General features: G+C 46.1%; 19 protein-coding genes and 1 tRNA gene. All 20 read left to right on the top strand.

Annotated elements, in window-relative coordinates; genetic code table 11:
* The first annotated feature begins 36 nt into the window (after window positions 1–36).
* Window positions 37–345 (top strand): hypothetical protein, encoded by a 309-nt coding sequence (locus BVE84_RS03890; RefSeq protein ID WP_076995777.1) that lies wholly within the window; start codon window positions 37–39, stop codon window positions 343–345.
* Window positions 346–446: 101 nt separating this feature from the next.
* Window positions 447–1274 carry a hypothetical protein gene (locus tag BVE84_RS03885; protein WP_076995776.1) on the top strand — a complete coding sequence of 276 codons (828 nt, stop codon included), beginning with the start codon at window positions 447–449 and terminating at the stop codon, window positions 1272–1274.
* A gap of 150 nt (window positions 1275–1424) precedes the next feature.
* Window positions 1425–5459: a SpaA isopeptide-forming pilin-related protein gene (locus tag BVE84_RS03880; protein WP_076995775.1), complete on the top strand. Its 4035-nt coding sequence runs from the start codon at window positions 1425–1427 to the stop codon at window positions 5457–5459.
* Between the two features lie 111 nt (window positions 5460–5570).
* Window positions 5571–6224, top strand: coding sequence for a DnaJ domain-containing protein (locus BVE84_RS03875; RefSeq protein ID WP_076995774.1), 654 nt, complete (start codon window positions 5571–5573; stop codon window positions 6222–6224).
* A 64-nt stretch (window positions 6225–6288) separates the two neighbouring features.
* Window positions 6289–6555, top strand: coding sequence for a YdbC family protein (locus BVE84_RS03870; protein WP_076995773.1), 267 nt, complete (start codon window positions 6289–6291; stop codon window positions 6553–6555).
* The gene (locus BVE84_RS03865; protein WP_076995772.1) at window positions 6539–6766 is read left to right on the top strand and encodes a hypothetical protein; all 228 of its coding nucleotides are present in this window, start codon (window positions 6539–6541) and stop codon (window positions 6764–6766) included. Before BVE84_RS03870 ends, BVE84_RS03865 begins: the two co-directional genes overlap by 17 nt.
* An 11-nt stretch (window positions 6767–6777) precedes the next feature.
* Entirely contained in the window at window positions 6778–7530 is a 753-nt protein-coding gene (locus tag BVE84_RS03860; RefSeq protein WP_076995771.1) for a hypothetical protein, read from the top strand.
* A 4-nt stretch (window positions 7531–7534) separates the two neighbouring features.
* Window positions 7535–7897, top strand: coding sequence for a hypothetical protein (locus tag BVE84_RS03855; RefSeq protein ID WP_076995770.1), 363 nt, complete (start codon window positions 7535–7537; stop codon window positions 7895–7897).
* A complete protein-coding gene (locus BVE84_RS03850; protein ID WP_076995769.1) occupies window positions 7851–10214 on the top strand; it encodes a VirB4-like conjugal transfer ATPase, CD1110 family in 2364 nt (787 codons plus the stop codon). Before BVE84_RS03855 ends, BVE84_RS03850 begins: the two co-directional genes overlap by 47 nt.
* Before the next feature lie 117 nt (window positions 10215–10331).
* Complete coding sequence (locus BVE84_RS10845; RefSeq protein ID WP_158071999.1) at window positions 10332–10583, top strand: hypothetical protein; 252 nt, start codon at window positions 10332–10334, stop codon at window positions 10581–10583.
* Window positions 10573–12807 (top strand): phage tail tip lysozyme, encoded by a 2235-nt coding sequence (locus BVE84_RS03845; protein WP_158071998.1) that lies wholly within the window; start codon window positions 10573–10575, stop codon window positions 12805–12807. Before BVE84_RS10845 ends, BVE84_RS03845 begins: the two co-directional genes overlap by 11 nt.
* 21 nt (window positions 12808–12828) lie before the next feature.
* Window positions 12829–13419: a hypothetical protein gene (locus BVE84_RS03840; RefSeq protein WP_076995767.1), complete on the top strand. Its 591-nt coding sequence runs from the start codon at window positions 12829–12831 to the stop codon at window positions 13417–13419.
* A 3017-nt stretch (window positions 13420–16436) separates the two neighbouring features.
* Window positions 16437–16509 (top strand) — tRNA-Thr (locus BVE84_RS03830).
* Window positions 16510–16991: 482 nt separating this feature from the next.
* Window positions 16992–18722 (top strand): ABC transporter ATP-binding protein, encoded by a 1731-nt coding sequence (locus tag BVE84_RS03825; RefSeq protein ID WP_076995765.1) that lies wholly within the window; start codon window positions 16992–16994, stop codon window positions 18720–18722.
* Window positions 18719–20461 carry an ABC transporter ATP-binding protein gene (locus BVE84_RS03820; protein ID WP_076995764.1) on the top strand — a complete coding sequence of 581 codons (1743 nt, stop codon included), beginning with the start codon at window positions 18719–18721 and terminating at the stop codon, window positions 20459–20461. The genes BVE84_RS03825 and BVE84_RS03820 overlap by 4 nt, the downstream gene beginning before the upstream one ends.
* A 669-nt stretch (window positions 20462–21130) precedes the next feature.
* Window positions 21131–21400, top strand: a complete 270-nt coding sequence (locus BVE84_RS11100) for a hypothetical protein (RefSeq protein ID WP_228062162.1) — start codon at window positions 21131–21133, stop codon at window positions 21398–21400.
* Window positions 21369–22967 (top strand): glycerophosphodiester phosphodiesterase family protein, encoded by a 1599-nt coding sequence (locus BVE84_RS03815; protein WP_244157393.1) that lies wholly within the window; start codon window positions 21369–21371, stop codon window positions 22965–22967. The genes BVE84_RS11100 and BVE84_RS03815 overlap by 32 nt, the downstream gene beginning before the upstream one ends.
* Before the next feature lie 341 nt (window positions 22968–23308).
* On the top strand, window positions 23309–24184 hold the full coding sequence (locus tag BVE84_RS03810; protein ID WP_076995763.1) for a glycosyltransferase family 2 protein: 876 nt from the start codon (window positions 23309–23311) through the stop codon (window positions 24182–24184).
* A gap of 1 nt (window position 24185) precedes the next feature.
* The gene (locus BVE84_RS03805) at window positions 24186–25172 is read left to right on the top strand and encodes a sugar transferase (RefSeq protein ID WP_076995762.1); all 987 of its coding nucleotides are present in this window, start codon (window positions 24186–24188) and stop codon (window positions 25170–25172) included.
* On the top strand, window positions 25165–26910 hold the full coding sequence (locus BVE84_RS03800) for an SP_1767 family glycosyltransferase (RefSeq protein WP_244157392.1): 1746 nt from the start codon (window positions 25165–25167) through the stop codon (window positions 26908–26910). The genes BVE84_RS03805 and BVE84_RS03800 overlap by 8 nt, the downstream gene beginning before the upstream one ends.

Below are 26910 nucleotides of genomic sequence, written 5' to 3'. Positions count from 1 at the left end.
GTGAAGCGCCTTTGATTCGCTACTAGGAGGAACAACATGAATCAAATCAAAAGAGAGACAGAAGTCACGATTGCTGACTTACGTAGCTTAGGTCGACAAGGTGGAGTAACCGCCCGCCTTGTGGATGGACGAACCGTGAAATTATACCCACGTTTTGGAACGATTTCACAAAAAGGTTATATTGCAGGCACATTAGAAGAGGTGGAAGTCATGTACGACTATCCCAGTCTGTACTCACAGATCCGCACGATTCTATCAAACGGTGTCTTGGTTGCTAGACGAGAAGGCACAGGAAAAAAGAGTGTACTGCGTCTAACAGGCAAAGGCTACCAGAGGAAACAGTAGAAAGTAGCTATAGGTAGTAAGAGAAACAAAAAATTTTCTCTTACCCCTATATTTCCCAAGGAAAATATGATAGAATAACTGTAAAGAGAAAGTGAGAAGAGATGATGAAAAAGACAGTACTAGACACCCTCAAACAAACGACAAAAACTCAACGCATGCTAGCAGGAACGGGACTGGCTCTCGTGCTTTTGACAGTAGGATTTTTCCTTACCCGACCAAGCATGAAAACAGCTCCTACTCCAAGCACAACACAGAGCAGTTCAAGCTCCAGTGTAGACAAGGAGACAGCACTTACCAAGAAAGCGGAGGAGGCAGTTAAGCTCCTAGAAGACAATCCAGTGAAAGAGAATGTCTCGACAGCTGAAACTGCCGTCAACGCGCTAAAAGACGGCGATACTAAGGACAAGTTGATGAAGCGAGTTGACACAGTGAAAACGGCTCTTGCGAAGAAAGAGGCCGAGGTAAAACTGGCTAAAGAGGCAGAAGAGGCAGTATCAGCCCTTGAAAAGGACCAGGTGAATGAGAAGGTCACTCCTGCTCAAACAGCAGTAGACAAGGTCACCAACAAGGACCAAAAGGACAAGCTCCAACACCGAATCAACCTTGTTAAGAGTGCGATGGATACCAAAGCCCAACAAGCAGCACAAGCTCAGGCAGAAGAAGCAGCCCGGGCCGCTCAGGCAGCCGCAGAAGCGCAAGCTCAACAGGAGGCGGCACAAGCCCAGACACAGGTTCAAGAAGCTCAACCAGTCTACGAAGCCCCGGCTCAAACAGGGGGAGAAGCACAAGCTCCAGCCCAAACCTATACACCCCCTGCTCCTGCATCTCCACAAGCACCCCAACAGGCGCTGACCCAAGAACAAATCCAGCAACAAGCGGATGAGGCAGAACGGAGAGCGAGCGATCCGAATCGAGTATGGGATTATTAATAAATACAAAAGACAAGTCCAGCACTTGTCTTTTTTGGTATCTAAAGGAGGGCATATGATTTCAGCTCGCTCCCCCTCGGGGAATCAATAGACGGTTGGGTAGCTCAATAGCTACCTTTTTACTTAGAATGAAATAAAGGAGATCATTAGATGAATTTTTCTCAAACCCCTTCTTACCGCAATCGCAAGAAGAGCGGGAAGAAGACATTGAAACGGACCCTTGCCCTGATGAGTGCAGGGGTCGCCTTAACGGGGGCAGGAATGGTTAGCCTTGCCCCACAAGCTCCCTGGAATCAGGGAGTCGTCACAGCCACCGAGATAGAACATGGGAGACAAATTGGGACGCTAAACGGTGTCCCTGTTGTCCAAGCCAATACCGCCAACATGTCCTCGCCAGAGTTTCAGGCTCTTGTGGACTCTCTCTTAGCGGACAAGAACTTAAACGGCGTCAAATATGTCGCAGACACTATCCAATGGAATGCCAATACCGAGGTTAAGGGAGTAGGTGGTGTCCAAACAGGCACGCTTCACAATGTCTTTGGCACCAATATCAGCCATTTCCTCCAACAGGACGGCTTTGTCAAGGAGGATACAGGTGCTTATCTTAATCCCGGTCAATCCCTTGCCGTGACCAATGTTGGGACGGTAACGGATATTGAGACAGGAGAGAAGATTCCTGTTGATTTGATGCTTACACATGAAGATGTTGAACATGGGGATGACGGCTGGTCCAATAAGGATGTGGCCATGGCTATTAAGAACCAAGGGTCGGTCATCACGGTTGGAGTTGTTGTTCCAACAGGAGGGGGCATCTCCACCGGTTCTGGTGGAACGACAGAAGGTGGTTCATCTGGTTCAGTTAGTGGAGGAACCGGACGGAATCCAGGCTATATCGAACGGACTGCTTATACTGCCACATTGGTACGTCAAGATACTAAACAAGCCATTCCAAATGAACAGATTCTGATGGCTATCAAAGTATCCGATATTGACGGTAGCCAACGAGCAACACTTGGTAAAGAGGGGGCATTAGCCTATATTGTTGGACCGGATACGAATCTTTCCATATCAGAAGGTGGTCTAGTGACTAACTCCTCTATTGCTACGAATGCAGACTCGACTCAATTATTACCGACAGCTTATGTAGCTTTTAAGAATTTTAATAGTAATTATGTAAGCTATGCCTATACAGATGGTCGTAGAGACCACTTGGATATCGTCACAGGTCTCTTTGGTAATATGGGCTTCAAGGTCAAGGCAGATTCCAAAGGCTCAGTCACCATTCAAAAGACAGGGACAGCTTCTGGGACCAACATGTGGAACAGTCTCTACACACTGAAGGGCAATGTCTTTCGCTTGACCAATCAGGAGACCGGAGTCACCTTTGAGGGAACTACCGATGATAAGGGACAGGTCACCTTGACGGACATTCCCTTTGGCAGGTATAGGGTAGAAGAAATCCAGTCCTCTACTGGTTTCTATCAGACCTTCCAAGCCCAAGAGCTTACCCTCAGCGCCCAAACGCCCAAAGCCACTGTCAATGGAAAAGAGGACCAACTGGTGACAGTTAACGGCACCAATGATGAAATCACAGGAAAGGTCAAAGTTGTCAAAAAGGGGACAGAATCAGCCCTTGACTTGTGGAATCAACATTATTCCCTTCTGGGAAATACCTTCAAGCTGACCAACAAGCAGTCGGGAAAGGTCTATGAGGTGACAACGGACATCAAGGGAGAGGCCCTGGTGGAAAATATGCAGCTGGGGGATTACACGGTAGAAGAAGTCTCGGCTTCCGCTGGGTTTGCCAAGACCTTCACCAGCCAAACCGCCAGTCTCAAGCAAGATGGGACACTTGAAATCACCGTGTCTGGTACCAATGATGAAATCAAGGGGGAAAATACCCTTGAAAAACGGGACAGGGAGACAGCGACCAACCCTCAAGGTCAAGGTGTTCTCAAGCATGCGGAGTATACTCTTTACTATGCAGAAGATACAACAGGATCTGCGAGCCACAAGAAAGATACTCCGGTCAAGTGGACAGACATCCCAAATGCAAAACTCTTAAAAGGCGAGAAGGTCAAGACCTCTATTCTCAACGGAAAAGAAGTGGATAATGGAGACAATGTGGTCTTGAATGTGGATGATAAGGACTTGACTGTCGCAGTGGGCAACCTCGCCCTAGGTAGCTACTACTGGAAGGAGACCAACGCTCCTGAAGGTTATGCCCTTGATGGCAAGAAACATATCTTTACCATTGAAAAGAAAGATGATGCGACCAAGAACATCGTCACTCCAAGCACCCAATCCCTCGAACAAATCATCAAGGCAAAGATTTCCATTCAAAAGATTGCCCAAAGCAAGGGAGACGGCAGCCACTCAGGTATCAATGATGTCACCTTTAAGGCCAGTCCACTTAGTGATACCAAGGCAGAAGCCGTGGAGTTTACTACGACCATCAAAGAGGAGGAAGATGGCTTTGCGACGACAGAGCTTCTCTATGGGGACTGGAAGATTGAAGAGGTGGAAGCGCCAGCTGGTTATGAGAAGATTGACCCGATCTATATCCACATGAGCTATGATGAAAAAACAGACCTCTATACTATTACGGCTTCTAAGCAGGCAGATGGCTCTAAGCCATTTTCGACCCGAACCTTTAGTCAGTCAGATGACCAGAAGGAAAAGAATGCCAATGTGACTGGAACGTTGGCAGGGACTCTTACCTCAAGTAATGCAGTGATTTCCTTATCTCGGATGACCTTTAAGGACAATCCAACACCTGAACTCATTCCTGAAGAACCCGACTTCCAACCAGAGAAGTTTGACTTATCAGAAGCACAGTTTGACCTCACAGGTGATAAACTCCTAGATGACGATGATGAACTGGCAGATGAGTATACAGAGACCAACCAAGACCCTTATGCGGATAAAACGGATAATAACGAGGCCCAAAACCTCAATACCAAGCTGGTCAAGCGGGGCGATAAGCTCTTTTATCAGCTCTGGCTCGATACGACTCACTTCACCCCAGAGCAGCTCATCCAAGCGACAGGCTTGACGGACTCCTATGATGCAAAACACGTCACCCTCTCTGTCAAGGACATCAAGGGCTACGATGGCAAGACGGGAGAGGACGTGACCACACTCTTTGACATCACAGATAAGGACGGTACTCTCACCATTCAAAGCAAGAAGGACCTGCTCAAGGATGGGGTGATTGATACTGAGCGCTTTGCCTTTGGTCGCTATTATAAGTTTGACGTCCCTGTGACGGTCAAGGAGGATGTTCCAGCTGGAAGCGATATTGAAAATGTGGCCAGCCAGTTTGTGACAACGGTGAATCCAGACAGACAGCCTAAGAGCGATAAGCCAGACGGAGATACTCCAGGAAAGACGGTTGAAAAGCCGACTCAGAAGCGGGTGAACAAGGTGAAGAAGACCCAGGTTGAACCCCATAAGTTTGTCCTTAAGCAGGCAGGTGTGGACATTCAGGGAACCAAACTCTTGGATGATGACAGCGAGTTGACAGACCGCTACCAAGAGACCAATCAGGATCCCTACGAAGATAAGACCAATAACAATGAAGCAGAAAATATCAATACAACAGAAGTCAAGGCAGGAACCGTCCTCCATTATCAAGTCTGGATGGATACCACTCCATTTGACAAGGAGAGCCTGCTTCAAACGGTCAGTATCGAAGATGACTACGATGAGCGCTATGTGACCATTGATACGAAAGCTATCAAGGTCTACAACAAGGCGACAGGTCAAGAGGTGACCCAACAATTCACCATTACAGATAAGGATGGCAAGATTCGGGTGGAGCCAATCGATGCGGTCAAGAAACCCCTTGGTCAGATCAAGGTGCTTGATACTGCTCAATTTGACCTAGGGGTCTATTATCAAGTGGAAATTCCAGCGACCGTCAAGCAAGATGTGCCAGCAGGAACGGATATCACCAACACGGCCAAGCAACACATCATAGACAAGGACGGCCAGAAAGAGGAGATCATCACTGAAAAACGGGTGAACAAGACTCCTGAGGGAGGCTTCCTACCAAGTACAGGGGAAGGACGTGCTGTAGTGGTGACCCTCCTTGGGGGCTTCCTTCTTAGCTTAGTCCTAGAATGGAGGACTGGCTTCTTACGCAAGAAGATCCAAGAAGCCTTGAAAGGCAGTTCAAAATAAGGTAGAATAACTATGTAATAAGTTCTTAGTAATGTTAACAATACTCTGGGATACTCACCCCTTTCTGAGAGCTTATTACTATTCTAGCTTTATAGTTTGCAGGTGGTGGTTATGAGAAATTATTATGAGATTTTGGAAGTATCAAGAACAGCTTCACAGGAAACGATTAAGCGAATGTATAAATATCTAGCCCAAAAATACCATCCTGATGTAAATAAGAGTGAGGATGCGGAAGAGTATTTTAAATGGGTAGTGACAGCCTATGAAGTATTGGGCGATGTGGATAGTCGTTCACAGTATGATGCTGAACTGTATTGGGAAGAACAGAACCAATCTAGGCAAGAACATTCATTTTCACAAGCAGACGATAGAAAAGAGAGTAATGCTGACTATTTTACGAATACGAGCAACCGCTATACGGACTACCAACAAGTTTCGCCATCTAAGAGTCAGATGAAGAGATGGCTACATATTTTGGCGATTCCAGCTTACATTACTTTTTATATTCTTCAAGCGATACGGCTATTTATAAAGTTTGTTATCATCTATACAGTGATGAAGGCTGTGGGAATATTGGTAGTCTGTATTACAAGCGTTGTTTTTGAATTTATGTTCTCGAACAAGGAACTGTCAGACCAACTGCTAAATTGGGTTGAATCTCATTTCTTTTTTCATTGGAAAATAGAAGGTTGTATATTGATTTTGTTAGCGATGATACTATCTTGTGTCAGAATGATAAAAAAACCACCACAATTTGATCAATAGTGTACTTATTTTATACAAGAGCAGAGCCTAGTTGCCTGCTCTTTTTTGTTAGAAAGGAGTTCCAATGACAGAGGAAAACAAGAAATCCTTTAGCTTTCAGGTGTTGGAACGCATTGCGGTCTTATCGACCGATTCCAACGGTTGGACCAAGGAATTGAATCGGATTTCCTATAATGGAAAACCGGCTGTCTGGGATCTCCGCAAATGGAGTCCCAATGGGAAATTGAGCCGAGGGATTACCCTCAAGGAAGAAGAACGGAGGGCTTTAACAGAAGCCCTACACTACATAGAAACAAGACAAGGAGAGACGACAGATGGATCTAGCAGTTAAGATTGTCACGTTGGTGGGAGGGCTGATGGCTGTATCAGGCCTCTTTTGGATGTTGTTTGGCGTATACAACCTCTTTGCAGGGCGCAAAAACAAGCGCCCTGAACAGATAGACGAAGGCCAAGAAGGGATTATCAATGGCTTTGCCCTCGCGGCCTTTTCTGCCTCAATAGCGGCAGGGATTGTGGCCGCTATTCGAGCCATCACATTTTAAGGAGGGCTAGTATGACACTAGATGTTTCAGAGCTGACCAAAAGTTTAGCGACCTACAATCCAGTCGTCAACCAGTCCGTCCTTGCTATAAACAAGGCACTTTTGGTCCTAGGCAATATCCTCCTTGCGCTCTTCCTCTTGATCGAAATGATGAAATGGTATGAGCTGGTGGGTGGCACAATGGGCAAGAAAATCCCGATGAAGCTCTGGCTGGAGATAGCCTTCAAGTACCTAGCGTGTTGGTTTCTGATGCAGTATTCTGCCCCGATTTTAGATGGGCTGATGTGGCTCTTAGATAGTGGGGTACATCTCGTTTCAAAGGCGGTGAAAGCAGAAGACTACACCTATGTCTTTGAGCTTGGAACAGTAAAGGGGCCAGTGAAGATGGTGCTAAGCCTTATTGGAGGAGGGGTGTCACTGGTGGCCAATCTCATCTCAACACTCATCAACTTCCTACGGTATCTGGAGCTTTATTTCTTCAAGGCCATAGCGCCAGTCTTGCTTCCTTCTATGATCAATGAGACGCTTCGCTCCATTGCCGTCCACTTTTTGAAGTATTTTGCCTCCTATGTGCTGATTGCCCTCGGGCTGACAGTAGTAAGCCTTATCTATGCAGCCCTCTTTTCAACCAATCTCCTCGTTTTAGCAGTAGATATTGCATCGATTCAGTATGGAGTAGCCCTCTTATCTATCTTCCAAGGGGTTATCTATATCATGACCATTGTAGGAGTAGGGCGCAGAATGAGACAGTTATTGGGGGTATAAGCAGATGAAGAGATTAGGTTCGCTATTTTTAGATGACTTTGTCAAGGAGGACAAGCCTGTTTTCTTTCACTTCACAAAGAGAGGATTACTGCTCATCATAGGAGCTGTGGTGACGCTCAGTGTGACCACCCTCCTCTTTTTCTTTGGGTATCCCGACCTCCTGGTTGTGGTAGTCACCCTGTGTTTATTCACCCCCACCATTATCTTTGGTCTGGGGATTGATAAAAAGCTCTCTTTAGTCGAGCGCTTTTATTTCTTCCTCCTCATCAAGAGGAGACTCTACCAGATGGAAGACCATACTAGAAAGGAGTATCACGCACGTGATTTTATTCAAGCAAAAACAGTCAGGGAAACGGACCCCGTCTGAAGAGGCTAGGGCAGAGCGCTTGAAGCGCCAAAAGAAGCCCACGACCCAAAATACCCTCGCCTACACCAGTTTGTTTCAGGGAGGGCTGATGCACATTGTGGGGGATCGGTATTCCACCACCTACCAACTAGGCGATGCCTCCTATCTTGCGGCTGAGTATGACCAACAGCTGATGATAGGAGAAGCCCATGCCAAGGCCTTTAATGCCCTCGATGCAGGAGCGAGCCTACAGCTCTTGATCCTCAATCGTAGGGTCAAGGAGGACGTCCTAAAGCAGGTCTTGTACGAGCCTGCTCATGATGCAGGCGATGTCTACCGCCTGGAGTTAAACCAACAGATAGCAGAGCGCTTTAGCATTTCAAGCAACAACTTTGAAATTCAAAAATACATCACCCTTTCTCAGGAGGCAGATAGTCGCAAACAAGCCCAGCTCGCCCTCCAGGACACCGGGGTCACACTGGAGAATCTCTATAAGACAATCGGTGTTTCCTTTAGAGCCTTGTCAGAGATGGAGCGTCTGTCTGTTTTTTCTGAGATTTTAAATGGGGAGGAAACCCTGTCCTATACCTATGATGACCTGCGGATTTCAGGTCTGACCAGTAAGGACTTTATCGCTCCAGACTTGATGGAATTTGGGCGACAGGATGTCACGATCAATCAGAAAGTAGGCAAAACCCTCTACATCAAATACTACCCCAAGTCCATGGAGGATGACTTGGTGAAGGAATTGACCTCGGCTGGGATTGAGCTTGCCATCTCCATTCAGGCCCAGGCTTATGATACAGGAGAGGTACTAGAGGAGATTGAGGGGAGCCAGTCGGAAGCCATCTTAGAACAGATTCGCTCTGCCAAGAAAAGTAGTGTTCCGCTCGATTTGTCCTTGGAAACGCAGGCTTCGGAGGATTTCTCTGAAGCCAGCAAGTGGCGACGGGAGGTTCGAGAGCGGGACCAGAAAATCTTCCGGGGCTTGATTCTGGTTCACTTTCAGGCAGAGAGTGCAGAAGAACTCGCCCTCTACCAAAAAAGGATTGAGCGAGCAGGGCGCAAGGTCGGGGTTCGCTTTGGGGAAATCTACTACCATCAGGAAGAAGCCCTCAATACGCTTTTGCCCATTGGCAAGAACTACCTCGACTTGAAACAGAATGTCCGCATCAAGAAGGTCTTTCCTAGAAGCATGACCACGGCCAACCTAGCGACCCAGATTCCCTTTGCCTCGGTGGATTGTATCTCAAAGAGTCCCAATGCCCGCTACTATGGCCAGCACCAAGTGTCCCATAATATCATCTCTATCGACCGAAAAAAGGACCTTCTAGCGGCAGGGGGAGTGATTCTAGGAGCGTCTGGCTCGGGCAAGTCGGTCGTTGCGAAAAATGAAATCATCTCGACCCTCTTAAAATACAAGAGGGATAAGGTCATTGTCATCGACCCAGAGGCAGAGTACCTGGATATTGGGCAGGAATTTGGGGCAGAAATCATTGACATTTCAGTCGGGACAGAGACCTCTTTCAACCTTATGGACCTGCCAAATCGGGATCAGCTCCTTGAGGGGGATGGAGACTTAGAGGGGGATAAGTCCAATTTTTTGATCACCCTCTTTACCAGTCTGTTGTCCGAGTTTGGGGATGAGACGGTCTCTCTGATTGACCGGGTGACCAAGGAAACCTATCAGCGCTATGACAAGCCCACCCTCAAGGAGTGGCACCGCGTCTTAGAGGAACAGGAAGAAGCCGCCGCCCAGCAGCTGGCCTTGAAGCTAGAAATCTATACTCTAGGAAGCTATAGCCTTTTTTCAAGGGCGACCTCTGTGAACCTAGACAACCGCTTTATCATCTTCAACCTCCAGCGCCTGTCTGGCCAGCTCAAGCATTTTGCCCTCTTGGTCATTCAAGATTTCATCTGGAACCAGGTCGTTGAGGCCCGGGCCAAGGGGGAGACCATTTGGTTCTACTTTGATGAGTTACAGCTCTACTTTGAGGAAGAATACCAAGGGACCTACTTCAATCACCTCTGGTCGCGGATTCGCAAATATGGCTGTGTCCCCACAGGGATTACCCAGATGCCAGAGACGCTAACGGCTTCCCCACAAGGACGCAAGCTCCTGGGCAATAGCCAGTTTAAGATTCTCTTAAAACTAGAGAATCTAGCCCTGACAGAGGCCAAGAAAATTGTGAAATTAACCGAGCAACAAGCCCGCTATATCGAGCGTCCCAAGGACAAGGGAACCGGCTTGATAGTGGCAGGAGACATCATTGTCCCCTTTGAGAATCCGATCCCTAAGGATTCCAAGCTCTATCAGCTGATTGCGACCGATGCTTGACGGGGAGAAAGGAGGGCATCTGATGGACGAAAAGGACACAATCCAGCTTCAGAAAGACCAGACACAACTTGAGAGTTCCTCCTCTCAGCGGAACCGGCTATCCATGTCCCAGCGGAATTGGAAGAAGATGGAAACCAGCTCCAAGGTGTCTCTTTTGAAGAAGGTCTCGAAAACAGAAATAGAGAAGCTACGAAAGCAGGTGGGAAGGGGACTCCATCAACCAGCTTTACCAGGACCTCTTTCCCCGAAAAAGCCAAAACCAAGGAAGGGCTTGCACAAGGAGCCTCTGCCTCAAGCAGTAGCGTCCCTCTCCTCTCTTTCAAAGAGCAGGGGACTTTCCTCACGATGGGGGAGGCGTGTGCGATTTGAAGCCCGGCAACTGATCGCAGAGAACCTGCTTCAGGAGGACAGCCCAGAAGAAGAGCCGACCCTCAAGCAGGAAGTGAGAAAGGGAGGGAGGCTCTTTCATGAGGTGAACCGTAGTCTATCAGCGGTTTCCTCAAGGCTGTCCACCAGCGCCAAATCCCGCTGGTTGTCTCCATCCAGTAGGGAGGAGATAGCTAAAAAGAAGAGGTTCTCCCCCAAGAAGCAAAGGACCAAGGTTGCCAAGCGAGAGGCTTGGGGCTTCTTGACCAAAAGGGTGCTAGTCGCCCTGCCGAGCGGTGTCGTCAAGTGGGGCTTATGGGGGCTTGGTGGAGTGCTTCTCTTACTGCTCATTGTCGCAGGTGTTCTGGGACAGACCTTTCCCATTCAGAGTGAGTATGACTTGAATGAAACCTATCTCTACATGACCCAGTTGGACCGGAAGCAGTCAACAGATAAAGTGGTCTACTCTACCAACTGGGAGGACCCGCTTCTCTACCTCCACTACCGCTATGACACCATCCATGAAGACCCCAGGCTAGACGCCAACTACCACTTTATGGACCAACATGCAGGACGGACCTATGTGGAGGGCTTGTGGAAGGACTTGAACCAGGATCCTAGCCAACTCAAGACCATCCAAGACCTCTATCGTCAGGAAAAGGCCAAGTATAGCCTTTCTAAGGAGGAACAAGCAGCCTTTGAGGAGCTGATGGAAGGAGCCAAGGAGTTGGGCAAGTTTGCCATGATCCTAGAGCTGGACAATCCCTTTTACTTAGAGGAGGACCCAAAGGCTGAGGAAGCCCTGAACATCAAGGAGCGCTTTGGCTATCAAACAAGGGATAAAAAGACGGATACCACCCTGCTTGCCCTAGCAGGTAACCATCCTCTCTACGCTCCTTTAAGGGGGAGGGTCAGCGTCAAGGACAGAGCTGTGACCATTGAGGCACCCGATGCCAAGTTTACCTTTTATCAGGTCACTAGTATCCGAGTCACAGACGGCCAAGAAGTGGAGACAGGCACCCAAATTGGGCAAAGCCACCCCGTAGGAGACCAACGGATTTCCTATCAAAAGAAGCTGTCCTATACACCCAAATCGACCTTGACCAACTGGAATCCAGCACCACGAGAGGACTGGTTTTATGTCAATCCCGGCTTTTATTTCAAGTCAGTCCGCTACCTAGAGGATACCTACCTCACCGCCATCGATGTGGATGCGGGAAAGGCGCAGAGGGTGCAGTTGATTAAGAACTACCTGAGCAGGGAACTCCAACGGGAAGGCAAGAGCCTATCTCTTACGGGTCTCGCTTCTATGTTGGGCAACTTTGACGTCGAAAGTAGTATCACCGCCAAACGGGCAGAAGGGGACTATCTCCCTCCTCCGATTGGTGCTAGTCCTTCTTCCTGGGATGATCCGAATTGGTTATCCATGAATGGACCAGCCATCTATCGTGGGAGCTATCCCAATATCCTCCACCGAGGGCTTGGTCTGGGCCAGTGGACGGATACGGCAGATGGCTCTAGGAGGCATACCCTATTACTAGATTATGCCAAGAGCAGGCAAAAGAAGTGGTATGACTTGGAGCTGCAGCTGGACTTTATGCTTCATGGGGATAGTCCTTATTACCAGGCGGTGGTGCGGGATATTCTCACGAGTGACGCCTCAACGGATGACTTGACCCTAGCCTTTCTCATCAAGTGGGAGGGCAACTCCGGAGATAAGTTGGCCGCTAGAAGGCAGTCAGCGAGGCAGTGGGAAGGCTACTTGAAGGGGGGAACAAGCAATACAGGAAGCGCTAGCCAGACAGTGCCAGCAGCCTACAAGGACAAACTCCCTTACGGATTACCGAGTGATCAGGCGATTTTGGAGGGGCAGGGCTATCCCGGCAATGCCTATGCCTTGGGGAATTGTACCTGGTATGTTTATAACCGCTTCTATCAGATTGGCCAGCCCATTGACCCTTACCTAGGCAATGCGACCAACTGGGTGACCTCTAGTCAACTGCGAGGCTATCGGATAACAACTGAGCCAAGAGCAGGCTCTGCGGTAGTCTTTCTGGCAGGAGTAGGAGGGAGCCACCCGGTCTATGGCCACGTGGGCTTTTGTGAGGCAGTAGGAAGCGACGGCACATTTCTCATGAGCGAGATGAATGCGGCAGGTGGAATCTACAGCTTTAGTTGGCGGGTTCTCGCTCCTCAAGCAGGCATCTATTTCATCACACCAAACTAAGAAAGGAAGACAAGTCAAACGATGTATAATGAAGGATTGATAAAGGCTATCAAGATAGGGGGAGGGCTTCTTGCCTTGGTTCTCGTCTTTGCCTTAGGCTATGGGACGGCGTCTAGCCAGTCCAAGGCAAAGCAAGAGCAGGTGACCACGACCCAGACCAAGCAACAAGAAGCAACAGCTCCCCAACAGGAGCTGGAGCGTAGCGATGTGGAGGATTTTTTGGTGGTCTATTACACCCGGAGGGATTTGGGAGAAAACCGCAAGCGCTACAAGCCGTTTATGACAGAAGGCTTGTATACCGCTACAGTATCAGAAGAGGACAAGCCCCTTGAAAAGACCTATCAGGGCTATGTGGTGGACCGCGTCTATCAGGAGGCTACCATCTATATCGATAGTGAGCATCAGGTAGCCATTGCCCAAGTCCACTATTCCCAACTGATTTTAGAAGAAAAGGACAAGCGGGATGGCAAGTCCTATACCGAACAGGGGACTGCGACCCTGCGCTTGACCTACAGTGAGACAGCAGAGGGCTTTCTTCTCAACAATATGGAGTCCATCGTGCTGTCAGATGGGACGGAAGTGGTAGGAGCATTCGGGCTAAGTCATTCGTAATCAAGAGTGGCAGACAGGCGGAGAGAGAAGATGAACCAGTAGCTTGCCTAAGCGTTATACTCTTTAAAAATCAAAAGGATACCTTGTCAAGAGTCTCGGTGAATTGAACACGCCCTAAACTCTGTGCGAAAAAGACAAATCTTCCTAGAGTCTAACAACTCTTCGTCAGATTTCCTATTTTCGCTTTGAGTTTGTAACGGGCTTTGTATCTTATGTGTAACTGAGTTTAGCCTAAAATCTCGGAAAAAAGACAGGCTTTCTTGTGTTCATCGAACACTGCGGCAGCCCCCTATTTTTCATTCGGTTTTTTGACGGCTTCACATCTTGTGTAATTGAGTTCGGACTAAGGTCTGTGCGAAAAAGATAATTCTTCCTAGAGTCTTTAGACTCTGCGTCAGAATTCCTATTTTCACTTAGACCTTTTAACGTCCTCACATCTTGTGTAACTGAGTTCAGCCTAAAACCTCGGAAAAAAGATAGGCTTTCTTGTGTTCATCGAACACTGCGGCAGCCTCCTATTTTTCAGTCGGTTTTTTGACGGCTTCACATCTTAACTGAACACGCCCTAAACTCTGTGCAAAAAAGATAGGCAGCTGTTTCAGCTTTAGCTGATTACAGATGAGAATCCCTTTGGGATAGAAATAGTCAGGGGATTTCAACAGTTCGGTGAACTGTTGAAACTGGTCACCTAGAAATACGAAAGTGACCACAGAAGTTTGAGCCAAAAAGCAGAAAAGCTAGGAAATAGGCTGAAAACCTCCACTGGAGCTTTTCACTCGTCATATTTCCTATTTTCGCTTTGAGTTTGTAACGGGCTTTGTATCTTATGTGTAACTGAGTTCGGACTAAGGTCTGTGCGAAAAAGATAATTCTTCCTAGAGTCTTTAGACTCTGCGTCAGAATTCCTATTTTCACTTAGACCTTTTAACATCCTCACATCTTGTGTAACTGAGTTCAGCCTAAAACCTCGGAAAAAAGACAGGCTTTCTTGTGTTCATTGAACACTGCGGCAGCCCCCTATTTTTCAGTCGGTTTTTTGACGGCTTCACATCTTGTGTAATTGAGTTCGGACTAAGGTCTGTGCGAAAAAGATAATTCTTCCTAGAGTCTTTAGACTCTGCGTCAGAATTCCTATTTTCACTTAGACCTTTTAACGTCCTCACATCTTGTGTAACTGAGTTCAGCCTAAAACCTCGGAAAAAAGATAGGCTTTCTTGTGTTCATCGAACACTGCGGCAGCCTCCTATTTTTCAGTCGGTTTTTTGACGGCTTCACATCTTAACTGAACACGCCCTAAACTCTGTGCAAAAAAGATAGGCAGCTGTTTCAGCTTTAGCTGATTACAGATGAGAATCCCTTTGGGATAGAAATAGTCAGGGGATTTCAACAGTTCGGTGAACTGTTGAAACTGGTCACCTAAAAATCAGAAAGTGACCATAGAAGTTTGAGCCAAAAAGCAGAAAAGCTAGGAAATAGGCTGAAAACCTCCACTGGAGCTTTTCACTCGTCATATTTCCTATTTTGTCTAGGAGTTGTTTTACGCTCTCGTATCTTGACGAATTGAACACGGGCTAAAAGCTCGGAAAAAAGATAGGCAACTGTTTCGGCTTTAGCCGATTACAGCTGGGAATCCCTTTAGGGATAAATCTCATTGGTTGCAAGACAACCTGCTTCGATTGTATATTTTTCATTCGGTTTTTTAACGGTTTCACATCTTGTGTAATTGAGTTCGGACTAAGGTCTGTGCGAAAAAGATAATTCTTCCTAGCTTCAAAGGTATGGTATACCTTTGAAGGCGGGAAATAGGAGTTTGCCTCAGCAAACTCTCTGTTAGACTCTGCGTCAGAATTCCTATTTTCACTTAGACCTTTTAACGTCCTCACATCTTGTGTAATTGAGTTCAGCCTAAAACCTCGGAGAAAAGACAGGCTTTCTTGTGTTCATTGAACACTGCGGCAGCCTCCCATTTTTCATTCGGTTTTTTGACGGCTTCACATCTTAACTGAACACGGGCTAAAAGCTCGGAAAAAAGATAGGCAACTGTTTCGGCTTTAGCCGATTACAGCTGGGAATCCCTTTAGGGATAAATCTCATTGGTTGCAAGACAACCTGCTTCGATTGTATATTTTTCATTCGGTTTTTTAACGGTTTCACATCTTGTGTAATTGAGTTCGGACTAAGGTCTGTGCGAAAAAGATAATTCTTCCTAGCTTCAAAGGTATGGTATACCTTTGAAGGCGGGAAATAGGAGTTTGCCTCAGCAAACTCTCTGTTAGACTCTGCGTCAGAATTCCTATTTTCACTTAGACCTTTTAACGTCCTCACATCTTGTGTAATTGAGTTCAGCCTAAAACCTCGGAGAAAAGACAGGCTTTCTTGTGTTCATTGAACACTGCGGCAGCCTCCCATTTTTCATTCGGTTTTTTGACGGCTTCACATCTTAACTGAACACGGGCTAAAAGCTCGGAAAAAAGATAGGCAACTGTTTCGGCTTTAGCCGATTACAGCTGGGAATCCCTTTAGGGATAAATCTCATTGGTTGCAAGACAACCTGCTTCGATTGTATATTTTTCATTCGGTTTTTTGACGGCTTCACATCTTAACTGAACACGGGCTAAAAGCTCGGAAAATAGATAAACATTCCTAGAAGTTACACTTCTTCGTCATGTTTCCTAATTTTCAGTCGCTTTTTACACGCCCTTTGTATCTTAGTCTACTTTTGATGTTTATTGAGTATTACTTATCCGCTAACCAAAGTTGACAAGCAAATGAAAAGGCTACAGTTCGCCTTTTTCTCTGCTTATATAGCTGATGGTAAGCAAAAGAAAATAGGTGTTTTCATTGTTCATTACCAACTTGTCCCATAGTAAGTTCTACCTTATTTTTTGTCTTAGTCTAATGTCCAGTTTTGGTAACAGACTAGAACTTACTTTGAGAATTTGCGCAGGTAAATAGGGAAAAATAAATCTGCGGGAGTGATTGACAAATCATTTTTTTCCTGCTATACTACTGTTATTGCTGGTTTAGCTCAGTCGGTAGAGCGCATCCATGGTAAGGATGAGGTCGCCGGTTCAATCCCGGCAACTAGCATACAGTAGGACTAAAAACCCTTGTTTATCAAGGGTTTTTAGTGTTTTTTAATCCAATTATAGCGTCTATTTTGCTGTAGGACATTCTTGCAGCTTCTTTATTGGGTATCAGACAACTTCAGCATTGTTCGTTACCAACTTGTCCCATAGTAAGTTCTACCTTATTTTTTTGTCTCAGTCTAATGTCCAGCTTTGGTGACAGACTAGAGCTTACTTTGAGAATGTAGGTAAGACCAATTTCTCCCTAAAAAAGTCAAGTAGTCCTTGACATTCTGAAAGATTCTGTTAGAATGATAGGTATATATAAAAATGAAAGGAGAGCAACAATGAACAACAATGTAGGAATGACTGGCTATGTTTTTTGTAATAGACTCCTTTCTAAGTATTGGCCTTAGTGTCTTTTTGTGGATTTTAGGGACTCGGGATGGAGCTATTCTATCTCGGGTTTTTTGTATGCTTTTTTAGAAACGCAAGGAGAAGATAATGATAAAACTAATTATGCGGTATGTAGGGCAACACAAGTGGCTGTACTTGCTCGTTGCGATTACCTTGATAATTTATGATGCCTGCTTGTTGATTCCAACAAGAATTATTCAGGGATTGGTGGATAAGATTGGTCAAGGGAATCTGACCTTGACCAATCTGGTACAGGATATGCTGCTCTTGTTAGGAGTGACCATCCTAACCTACATTACAGCTTACATCTGGCACCTCAAGCTATTTCAGTCATCGGTGCAGTTTAAGTTTGACATGCAGCAGCAGTCCTTTCACAAGCTAGTGGTCATGCGGACTCCCTTCTATGAAAAATTTCGAGCGGGTGATGTGATGACGCGCTTTTCAACGGATGTAGAGGGCTTGATGGACATGGTGGGCTACGGTCTCATGATTGTTGTCTACGCAGGAGGGATGATTGCCTTTATCATTCCGACCATGTTTTTTATCTCATGGCAGATCAGTCTAATAGCTTTGATTCCGATGCTGCTGTTGGTTGTGGCAATTTATGTGGTTGGTCAACGGCAAGAGCAGGCAGTAGCGGCTAATCGAGAAGCGGTTGCTAGTCTGAACGATGAGGTGTTAGAAGTCGTTGAGGGGATTCGTGTTACGAGGGCCTATAGTAAGAAGGAACAGCAGAAGCGCAAATTTCAAGAGCGTACTCGGAAACTGGCACGTCGTGGGGATACTATTATGGCCCTGCAATCCTTGTATAATCCACTGGCAACGATTTTGTTGGGACTTGCGACAGTTGCGATTCTATGGCTGGGAGCTATTTTCTTAGAGCGAGGTCAGGTATCACTGGGACAAGTCATCGCCTTGCAACTATATACGGTATCGCTGTTGGAACCGTTTTGGATGCTGTCGGACTTTATCTTGGTTTACCAGACAGGAAAAACCTCTTTTACTAAATTGCAGGAGTTGATCGACACGGGCGATGACATGGAAGAAGATGGGACAGAGTGGCTATCCGATCTACATGAGGTGGCGTTTGAGAACTATGCTTTTCGTTACCCGCAGTCAGAGCGCAATAGCCTAACGGGGATTTCTTGGACCTTGAAAGCTGGTCAGACAGTCGGAATTGTGGGAAAGACAGGGGCAGGAAAGACGACCCTGATTCGCCAGTTTCTGCGCCAATATCCGATTGGTAGCGGTCGTTTTACCCTCAATGGGAAATCGGTGCTGAATTTCCAACGGGATTCTATTGAAGGTAAGATTGGGTATGTACCTCAGGAACATGTCTTGTTTTCAAAAAGCGTTCGTGACAATATCGCACTTGGAAAACGAGATAGTCAGACGGATGAGATTGTTCGCGCTATTGAAACAGCGGACTTTACCAAGGACTTGGAGAGAATGTCAGAAGGAATAGAGACCATCATCGGAGAGCGAGGGGTATCTATTTCAGGTGGACAGAAGCAACGGATATCCATAGCTCGTGCTTTTTTACGGAATCCCGATCTGCTCATCTTAGATGATTCTCTCTCGGCAGTTGATGCGAGAACAGAGCGTCAGATTATTGAAAATATTCAGAGGGAGCGAAGAGGTAAGACCAACATCATCGTGACGCATCGCCTGTCTGCAGTACATCATGCGGATTGGGTCTTGGTCCTAGAGGATGGCGCTATCGTTGAAGAAGGGACTCCCGCACAACTCTTAGCACAAGAGGGCTGGTATTATGAACAATACCAACGTCAGCAAAGTCAGGAAGGAGAAGAGGCATGAGAGTCATTGTTACATTATTAAAAGAAATTCGCCGTGTCAAAGGCTTGTTTGGTCTAGGAGTCCTCCTTTATCTTGCTGCTTCAACCTTGGTGCGCCTTTCACCGATTCTCTTACAAGGAATCATCGATGGACCCATAACTGATTTGAGCAAGGGCTTGGTCCTGCAACAAGTGGACTTTCTACAGGGGTTGCTAGCTTATATGGCCTTAATAATCGGCGGTGGTATCCTCTTTTATCTCTCGACTCGGATATTGATGCATTGTGCCAATCGGATTGCGGAAAATTTGCGTAATCGAACCTACGATCACATGCAGCGCTTACCGATTTCTTATTTTGATGATAAGCCAGCAGGAAAGATTGCTACACGGATTGTCAATGATACAGAGACATTGCGCAATCAGTTCTATGCAACCCTGGTCTATATCTTCAATAATTTGGTGCGTCTCATCTTCACCTATGGCATTATTTTCTATATGAATGGTATGCTGGGAGTGGTGTTACTAGCCTTATTACCAGTATTTTATGGATTGCAAGTCTTTTACAAACGCTTGACCGACCAACCCATGAAAGACTTTTATGATGCTAGAAGTGACATCAATGCCAAAGTGAATGAAACCATGAATGGTGCGAGTCTCATTCAGCTTTATGGTCAGGAAGAAGTGATCATGAAAGACTTTGAAGAGACGGCTAGCAAGATGAAAGAGGCTGAAAATCGTCTGATATGGGCCCAGTCCATAGCCACTTGGAATATGACAGAGTTCGTCAAATACTTGGTGATTACCCTGGTTCTGACGGTTATTGGGCAACAGTTTTTAGCAGGTCATTGGCAGTTGACCGCAGGTCTCCTCTTTGTCTATATCAATTATATCGCTGATGTATTTGATGCCATGGGACGTCTGGTTCAGCAGTTTCCCAATATGCTACGATCCTTGGAGACTGGAAAGCGTTTGATCGCCCTCTTGGAAGAGGCTGTTGAGGACGATAGTGAGGCTAGCTTGCTAGTGACAGACGGTCGTGTCGTCTTTGATCGTGTGCAATTTGCCTACGAAGAAGGGAAGCCTATTTTGCAGGACATTTCCTTTGAGGTTGGAAAAGGGGAGACCATCGCCCTTGTTGGCCATACCGGATCAGGCAAGACCTCTATTATGAACCTCCTCTACCGCTTCTATGATCCCCAGCAGGGTAGTATATGGATTGACGGACAAGCAATCAAAGACTATGCACGTGAAAGTGTCCGCAGCCACATGGGGATTGTCCTACAAGACCCCTATCTATTTACAGGGACTATTGCTACGAATGTCAATATGAATGAAGAAGAGATGGATCGCCAAAAAGTCGTGGAGTCTTTGGAAAAGGTCGGCGCCAAGGAGTTGCTCGGACGGCTTGAGAAGGGAATCGATGAGCCTGTGGTTGAAAAGGGGGCTGCCTTTTCAAGTGGAGAGCGCCAGTTGATTGCCTTTGCCCGTACCCTATACTCAGATCCCAAGATGTTAATTTTGGATGAGGCAACTTCTCATATTGATACAGAGACAGAAGAAATCATCCAGCATGCCATGGAAGTGGTCAAGGAGGGACGGACGACCTTTATCATCGCCCATAGACTGTCGACTATTCAAAATGCCGACCAGATTTTAGTCTTGGACAAGGGACAGATTGTTGAGCGAGGGAATCACGAGGAACTGATAGCTCTCGGAGGGCTGTATGCGCACATGCAGGCGATTCAGCAAACAGTAGGGTAGTTCCTCGGGGAAATGGTCGCAGAGTAATACTTTTTAAAACTCAAAAGATTCCGTCTTTCCTCTTATCAGAAGTGCCTGCGCTTTGTTGCTAGCACTCAACCAAAACAGCACAAGGAATCTATCTATACTCAATAAACATCAACAGTAGGCTGAACTCAATTACATTAAGATGTGAGGACGTTAAAAGGTCTAAGTGAAAATAGGAATTCTGACGCAGAGGGTTGCTGAGAGTTTGCTAAGGCAAACTCCTATTTCCCGCCTTCAAAGGTATACCATACCTTTGAAGCTAGGAAGAATTATCTTTTTCACACAGACCTTAGTCCGAACTCAGTTACAATTCACCGAGGCTCTTGACAAGGTATCCTTTTGATTTTGAAAGAGTATAATTGAAATGGGTGACTCTTTTATGATAAACTGTAAGGGTTATAAAAGGATATTCAACGAACCTCAACCATAGTCTGGGAGTGGGAAAGAATCCGACAGGTCAAAAGGGTTCTCACTCACTTCTCAACATACGGACGACCGAAGCCAGAGATGGGAGGTGGGAATAGGTTGAAAACTTCCACTGGAGCTTTTCACTCGTCGTCTTTCCTAATCGGAGTTCGATAGTTGACGAGTATGAGTATCAAAGAGTATCAGACACACACTATGCGAAGGAGTATGATTTATATGTCAACCATGAAAGCCTCCAGTTCTCTGGCCTACAAAGGGAGAACAATCTGGCTATTTATCAAATACCAACTACTAACAAAAGGTCTTTTGGCACTGTTTGTTTTCCCTATCTATCGGCTTGCCCTGCATTCCCTACTAGCCCAATCAGGCAGAACGGTCTTTTCAAGCGGAGACTTTGTCTCTTTCTTGCTGAGCGTCAATGGAGTCGGGGGTCTTACTGCTAACCTTGGTGGTAATGGTGCTGTTAATAGGGCTAGACATCAATAGCTTCATTGTGATGAGTGCCTTGATTTATGAAGGGAAAATTGAAATGACCGCCCGCCATATGATCGGGGTCGGTATCAAATCGCTCAAGCAGTTTCTAAGCCCTGCTGGCCTACTCGTGATGGTCTACATTTCCTTGATTTTTCCCCTAATCGGAATCGGTATCACAGTGTCGCCGATGAAAGGTTTCCAGATTCCGAACTTTATCACGTCGGTCATCTATAATACCCCTCTTTACTTAGGTCTTTATAGTGCTGTCTTGCTCCTTTTGACCTATATCAGTTACCGCTGCATGTTTGTATTTCACTACATGTTAATAGGAGGCAGTAGGACCTTTGATGCCGTGAAGCAATCTGCTCGCTTGACCAAAAAATATGGTTGGCAGATCTTAAAAGACTTCATTGTCGGCTTACTCAAATGGTTTACGCCCATCTATATACCAGCTGCTATCCTCTTTGGCCTGCTGCTCTTTGCTCTTGTTCGATTAGCGGAGCATCATCAGGAACTTCGCTTCTCACTCTTTTTCATCCTCCTATCTCTAGGACAGGTCGTCGCTTTTGCGACATTTCTCTTACCGCCGCTTATTGTCTTGAATGCGACAACTCTTTTTTATCGCTACAACAAAAAAGAGGGATATCCGATTGAATTGAGCCTAGCGGTAAAAGCCAGTGCTTGGGAAGATCACGTGCGTCATACAATCAAGTGGCGTAGTAAGGTGACCCTCGCCCTTGCCGGCCTCCTCCTCCTCGCCTTTAATGTCCTATCGTCAGTCTTTTTCACCTACTTTTTCGAGGATATGTTTAGCCAAGGGGGACAGAAGATTGCGATTATTGCGCACCGTGGAGGCGGTGATTTGGGGGCGGAAAATACGATAGAAGGTATCGAGGAAGCAGCCAAGGAAGGGGTTTCCTGGACAGAGATTGACATTCAGCGTACGAAAGATGGTTTTTACGTCCTAAATCATGATGGAAATTTTCAAAGGGTTGCGGGTGATCCGAGAACAGCTGCAGAAATGACCTTGGCGGAGGTCAAGACCCTATCGGTTACCAATCATTTTGAACCAAGTAAGGCAAGTCAGCCAGTACCGACGATTGAAGAAGTGGTCGAGGCGGCCAAAGGTAAGATAGGTCTCTTTATAGAATTAAAGGGAAAGACGGCAGATACGAAGATGGTGGATGATATGGTTGCCCTCATCAAGGCAAGGAAGATTGAAAAGGAAGCTGTCCTCCTATCGCTTGACTATCAGCTGATCGAATACATTGAGACCACCTACCCAGAGATTCAGTCGGGTTACCTCTATTATTTTGCGGTCGGACAGATTGATCAGCTGTTGGGAGACTACCTTATCATGGAGGAGCGTGAGGCGACACCAGACAAGGTAGAACTTCTAAAATCAAAAGGGAAAAAAGTAGTCGTGTGGACGGTGAATACAGCCAAATCGATTGAAACCTTTGTTGGGTCTGATGTTGATGGGATTATCACAGACCATGTAGTAGCCGTTAAAGAAGGGATGAAAAAGCGGGATGAGCGAAATGATTTAGAAAGGATTGTCGATAGCATCTTTAACTAGGTGGTAGGAAGTCAGGACTCGCCTCCAGCTGGCAGAGTAGGCTACAAGTCTATACAGCAGGTGATTGTAGAACATGACAGGCTGAACGATTGTGTGAGTCTGCTACTGACTGCCCTAAAGGAGGGGTTAGCCTAGCAAACAGGGACGAGATACGAACTACTCAGATATTGCAAGTGGTCGGATTTAGCAGTATAATGTAGCTAGTTCATGCAGAGAGATTCCACCTTGTAGGATAGATAGAGTGGAACTTTCGGGACTAATACTCTTTAAAAATCAAAAGGATACGTCGTCAACGTTTGATTTTTATTGAGTATAACATAGTAGAGAAATAAGGAAAACAGATGGAAAAAATTAGCGTGGTGGTTCCTGTCTATAATGGGGAACGGTATTTGAAGATGTGTGTGGAGAGTATCCTAAAGCAGACCTACTCTCACTTGGAAATCATCATTATAAACGATGGTTCAATAGATGGGACGGCCTTGCTGATCGAGCAGTTGCGCAGGCAAGATCATCGGATTCGGGTGCTGCATAAAAAGCAAAATGAAGGGATTGGGGCTGCTCGAAATACGGCACTTGAAATGGTGACGGGAGACTATCTTGTTTTTGTCGATAGTGACGATTGGATTGACCCAAACCATATCTCTGACTTGTACGACTTGATGATGCGCACGGGAAGCGATGTGGCAGTGACCAACTTTACGCGCTACTACGATGCGACTGGCCGCTACGAGCTTCATATCACAGACGAGGATTATTATGAAGCGGTCTATACACCGCAGGAGTGGTTTACCTTCCAGTATGGGCATGGACAAAATCTGAGTCTCTGCTTCACGATTCCTTGGTGTAAGCTGTATAAAACAGCGCTGTTTGAACATGTTTTGTACCCTACTGATAAGCATACAGATGATGACTGGACGACCTGGAAAACCTATCTGATGGCAGATAAGATTGCCTACATGCACCGCGCCAGCTACCTTTATCGTGTCAATGAAGGAAGTATGACTCAAACTGCAGACTCCTCAACTGTCTTTTCGGTTGAACCCATAGCGGAGCGCTTGGAAGTGTTGAGCCTGCTTGGCTTTGATCTATCTAGGGAAATTGCCGCCTATAAATGGAGGGCGCAGTTAAATCGGGATAGTGAACTCAGAGCAGGCAATATGGCACGCTACAAGGAGTTGGAGTATCGCTTCAAGCTACTAGAAAAATACGGAAAATGATATGAGAGTTTATATTACAAATATCAACGGATTAGCCGGCACCGCAGCAATGGCGCAAAATATGGTGACAGATATTGCCCATTCCCTGGGCTATCGTGAATTGGGAATCTACTGTTATCAGATGGCGGCAGATAGTCCGAGCGAACTTAGCAAGCGGCTGGATGGGATTGTGGCAGGCCTTCATCAGGGGGATGTTGTGATTTTCCAAACGCCGACTTGGAATACAACCGCTTTTGATGAAAAAGTCATGGAAAAATTGAAAATGTATAACATCAAAATCATCATCTTTATTCACGATGTGGTTCCCCTGATGTTTGCAGGAAATTTTTACCTGATGGAGCGGACGATTTCTTACTACAATCAAGCCGATTTGATTATTGCGCCGAGCCAAGCCATGGTCGATCGGTTACGGGAGTATGGTCTGACGGTTGAAAAGACAGTGATCCAAGGCATGTGGGATCATCCGACGAGTATCACTTCCTTTCCTGCGGAGTTTGTCAGAACCCTTCATTTCCCGGGGGATCCAGAGCGCTTCAGCTTTGTCAAGGAATGGAATCAAGAGGTGCCTTTATACCTGTATGCGCGAAAGGCTGGGGATCTACCAGAACAGGTGGTCTATCGTTCTTATATGCCAGATGATCAGTTGCTTCTGGAACTATCCAAAGGTGGCTTTGGCTTGGTATGGATGGATGACCACGATAAGGGTTATCAGCAGCTGTATTGCCCCCATAAGCTAGGCACCTTTTTGACGGCAGGGATTCCTGTCTTTGTTCAAAGGGGGATTGCTAATCAAGAGATGATTGAAAAAAATAGGCTGGGCTTTGTGGTCGATTCCCTGGAAGAGGTGGTCGACATTATCCAAGCCATGAGTGAGACGGAGTACCAGCAGCTGGTTGCTCAGGTTCGTTCCTTTAATCCCCTGCTTCGTCAGGGATATTTTACCCGAAAATTATTAGTGAATGCAGTGTTTGAGGTGTTGTGTGAGTAAGAAAAGAGAATTATCAGAGATTCAGGTTCTGTCGATTTTAGAGAGTTTGCGCTTTATCAAGCAGCACCGTGCTTCGGTGGCGCGCTTTGGTGATGGAGAAATTGATATTATCAATGGCTCGAGTATCCCTTATCAAGATTATGATGAGGACTTGGCGGTAGCCTTAAAAGCGATTTTGCAACTACCGAGCAGCGAGGACATGCTGGTCTGTCTACCGGATGTTTTCCAAAAGATTGAGCGCTACAATCAGAATGCCCAATCTTTCTGGGCATCCCATTTTGAGAGGTACGGGGATTTTTACCGAGAAGAATGCCAGTCTGATTGGTATGGCTCTACCTTCTTATCCCGTCCTTATATTGATTTGGAAGACAAGTCGCTCTCAGCCATCTATTTTGAAGCGATTCGCAATTTGTGGCAGGGACGTGACCTCTTGCTAGTAGAAGGGGAGACCTCTAGATCCGGTGTGGGAAATGATCTGTTTGCAAATGCAGCTTCAGTGGCCCGCATCGTCTGTCCTTCAAAAAATGCCTTTGCCCACTATGATGGAATCATGGAGCAGATTTTGGAGCATGCAGCAGGGAAACTGGTCATTCTGATGCTGGGACCGACTGCTAAAGTATTGGCCTATGATTTGATGAAGCGCGGTTATCAAGCGATTGACCTGGGGCATATTGACTCAGAATATGAGTGGTACCAGATGAAAGCCACGCATAAAGTGAAATTAGAGCATAAGCATACGGCTGAATTTAACTGGGATGAGGATATAGAGTTTGCCCAAGATCAAGACTACGAGCAGCAAGTTGTTGCAAGGGTAGGAGTGGATGTGATAAAAGAAGGGGAGCAAGTGACGATGGAGTCTGAGATGATTAGCATTATTGTGCCTGTGTATAATGTAGAGCCTTATATCAAGCGCTGTCTGGATTCGCTACTGAAACAAACCTATACAGATTTTGAACTACTGCTAATAAATGATGGCTCAACAGATAGCAGTGCCCTCATCTGTGAAGAATATGCCCGTAAGGATAAACGAATCCGTGTGGTTCATCAAGAAAACGCAGGTCCTTCAGCAGCACGAAATCGAGGAATCGAACTGGCTCAAGGTCGCTACATTACTTTTGTTGATTCCGATGACTTTGTGGAGGCGGATTATTTAGAGAATTTACATACAGCCCTCATCAAGAATGAGGCAGATATTTCGATTTGTAATTTCAACTCTTTCAATGAGGAGCGGCAAAGTTTTCTATTTTCCATTACTCAAGAAATGTATTTTGAACAGACCTATACGGTTGAAGAATGGTTAAATCAAGAAAATACAGCAAAAAATAACCTCTATTTGACCTTTACCTTCTCCCCTTTGAAATTATTTAAGCGCGAGCTTTTTGAAGGAATCGTCTTTCCAGTTGGACGGCTGAGAGAAGACGATGCCACTATCTATAAGTTGTATCTAAAGGCAAGGAAAATTGCCTTTATCAATCAGGGAGCCTACTATTATTCCCAGCGTAGTGAAGGCCTATCACGCAATGGGATGCTAGACGACATCCGTAGCATGATTAGCAATGCTGAGGAGAGGATTGCCCTTCTAGTGGCGCTAGGTTACAATGTAGAGGAACATCTGGACTCTTATGTCAAGCGTTTGAGGAAATGTCAGGCAGACAGCTTGAGAGCAGGTCAGATTCACCTCTACCAGGAGTTGACTGCAAAACTCGACTTAATTGATCATTATCAAAAGGAGAAGTAG

It is taken from the genome of Streptococcus azizii (genome assembly GCF_001984715.1).
In the GTDB taxonomy this organism is placed as follows: domain Bacteria; phylum Bacillota; class Bacilli; order Lactobacillales; family Streptococcaceae; genus Streptococcus; species Streptococcus azizii.
The sequence above is the reverse complement of the archived record's forward strand: the minus strand, read 5'-3'. Positions and strand labels throughout refer to the sequence as shown.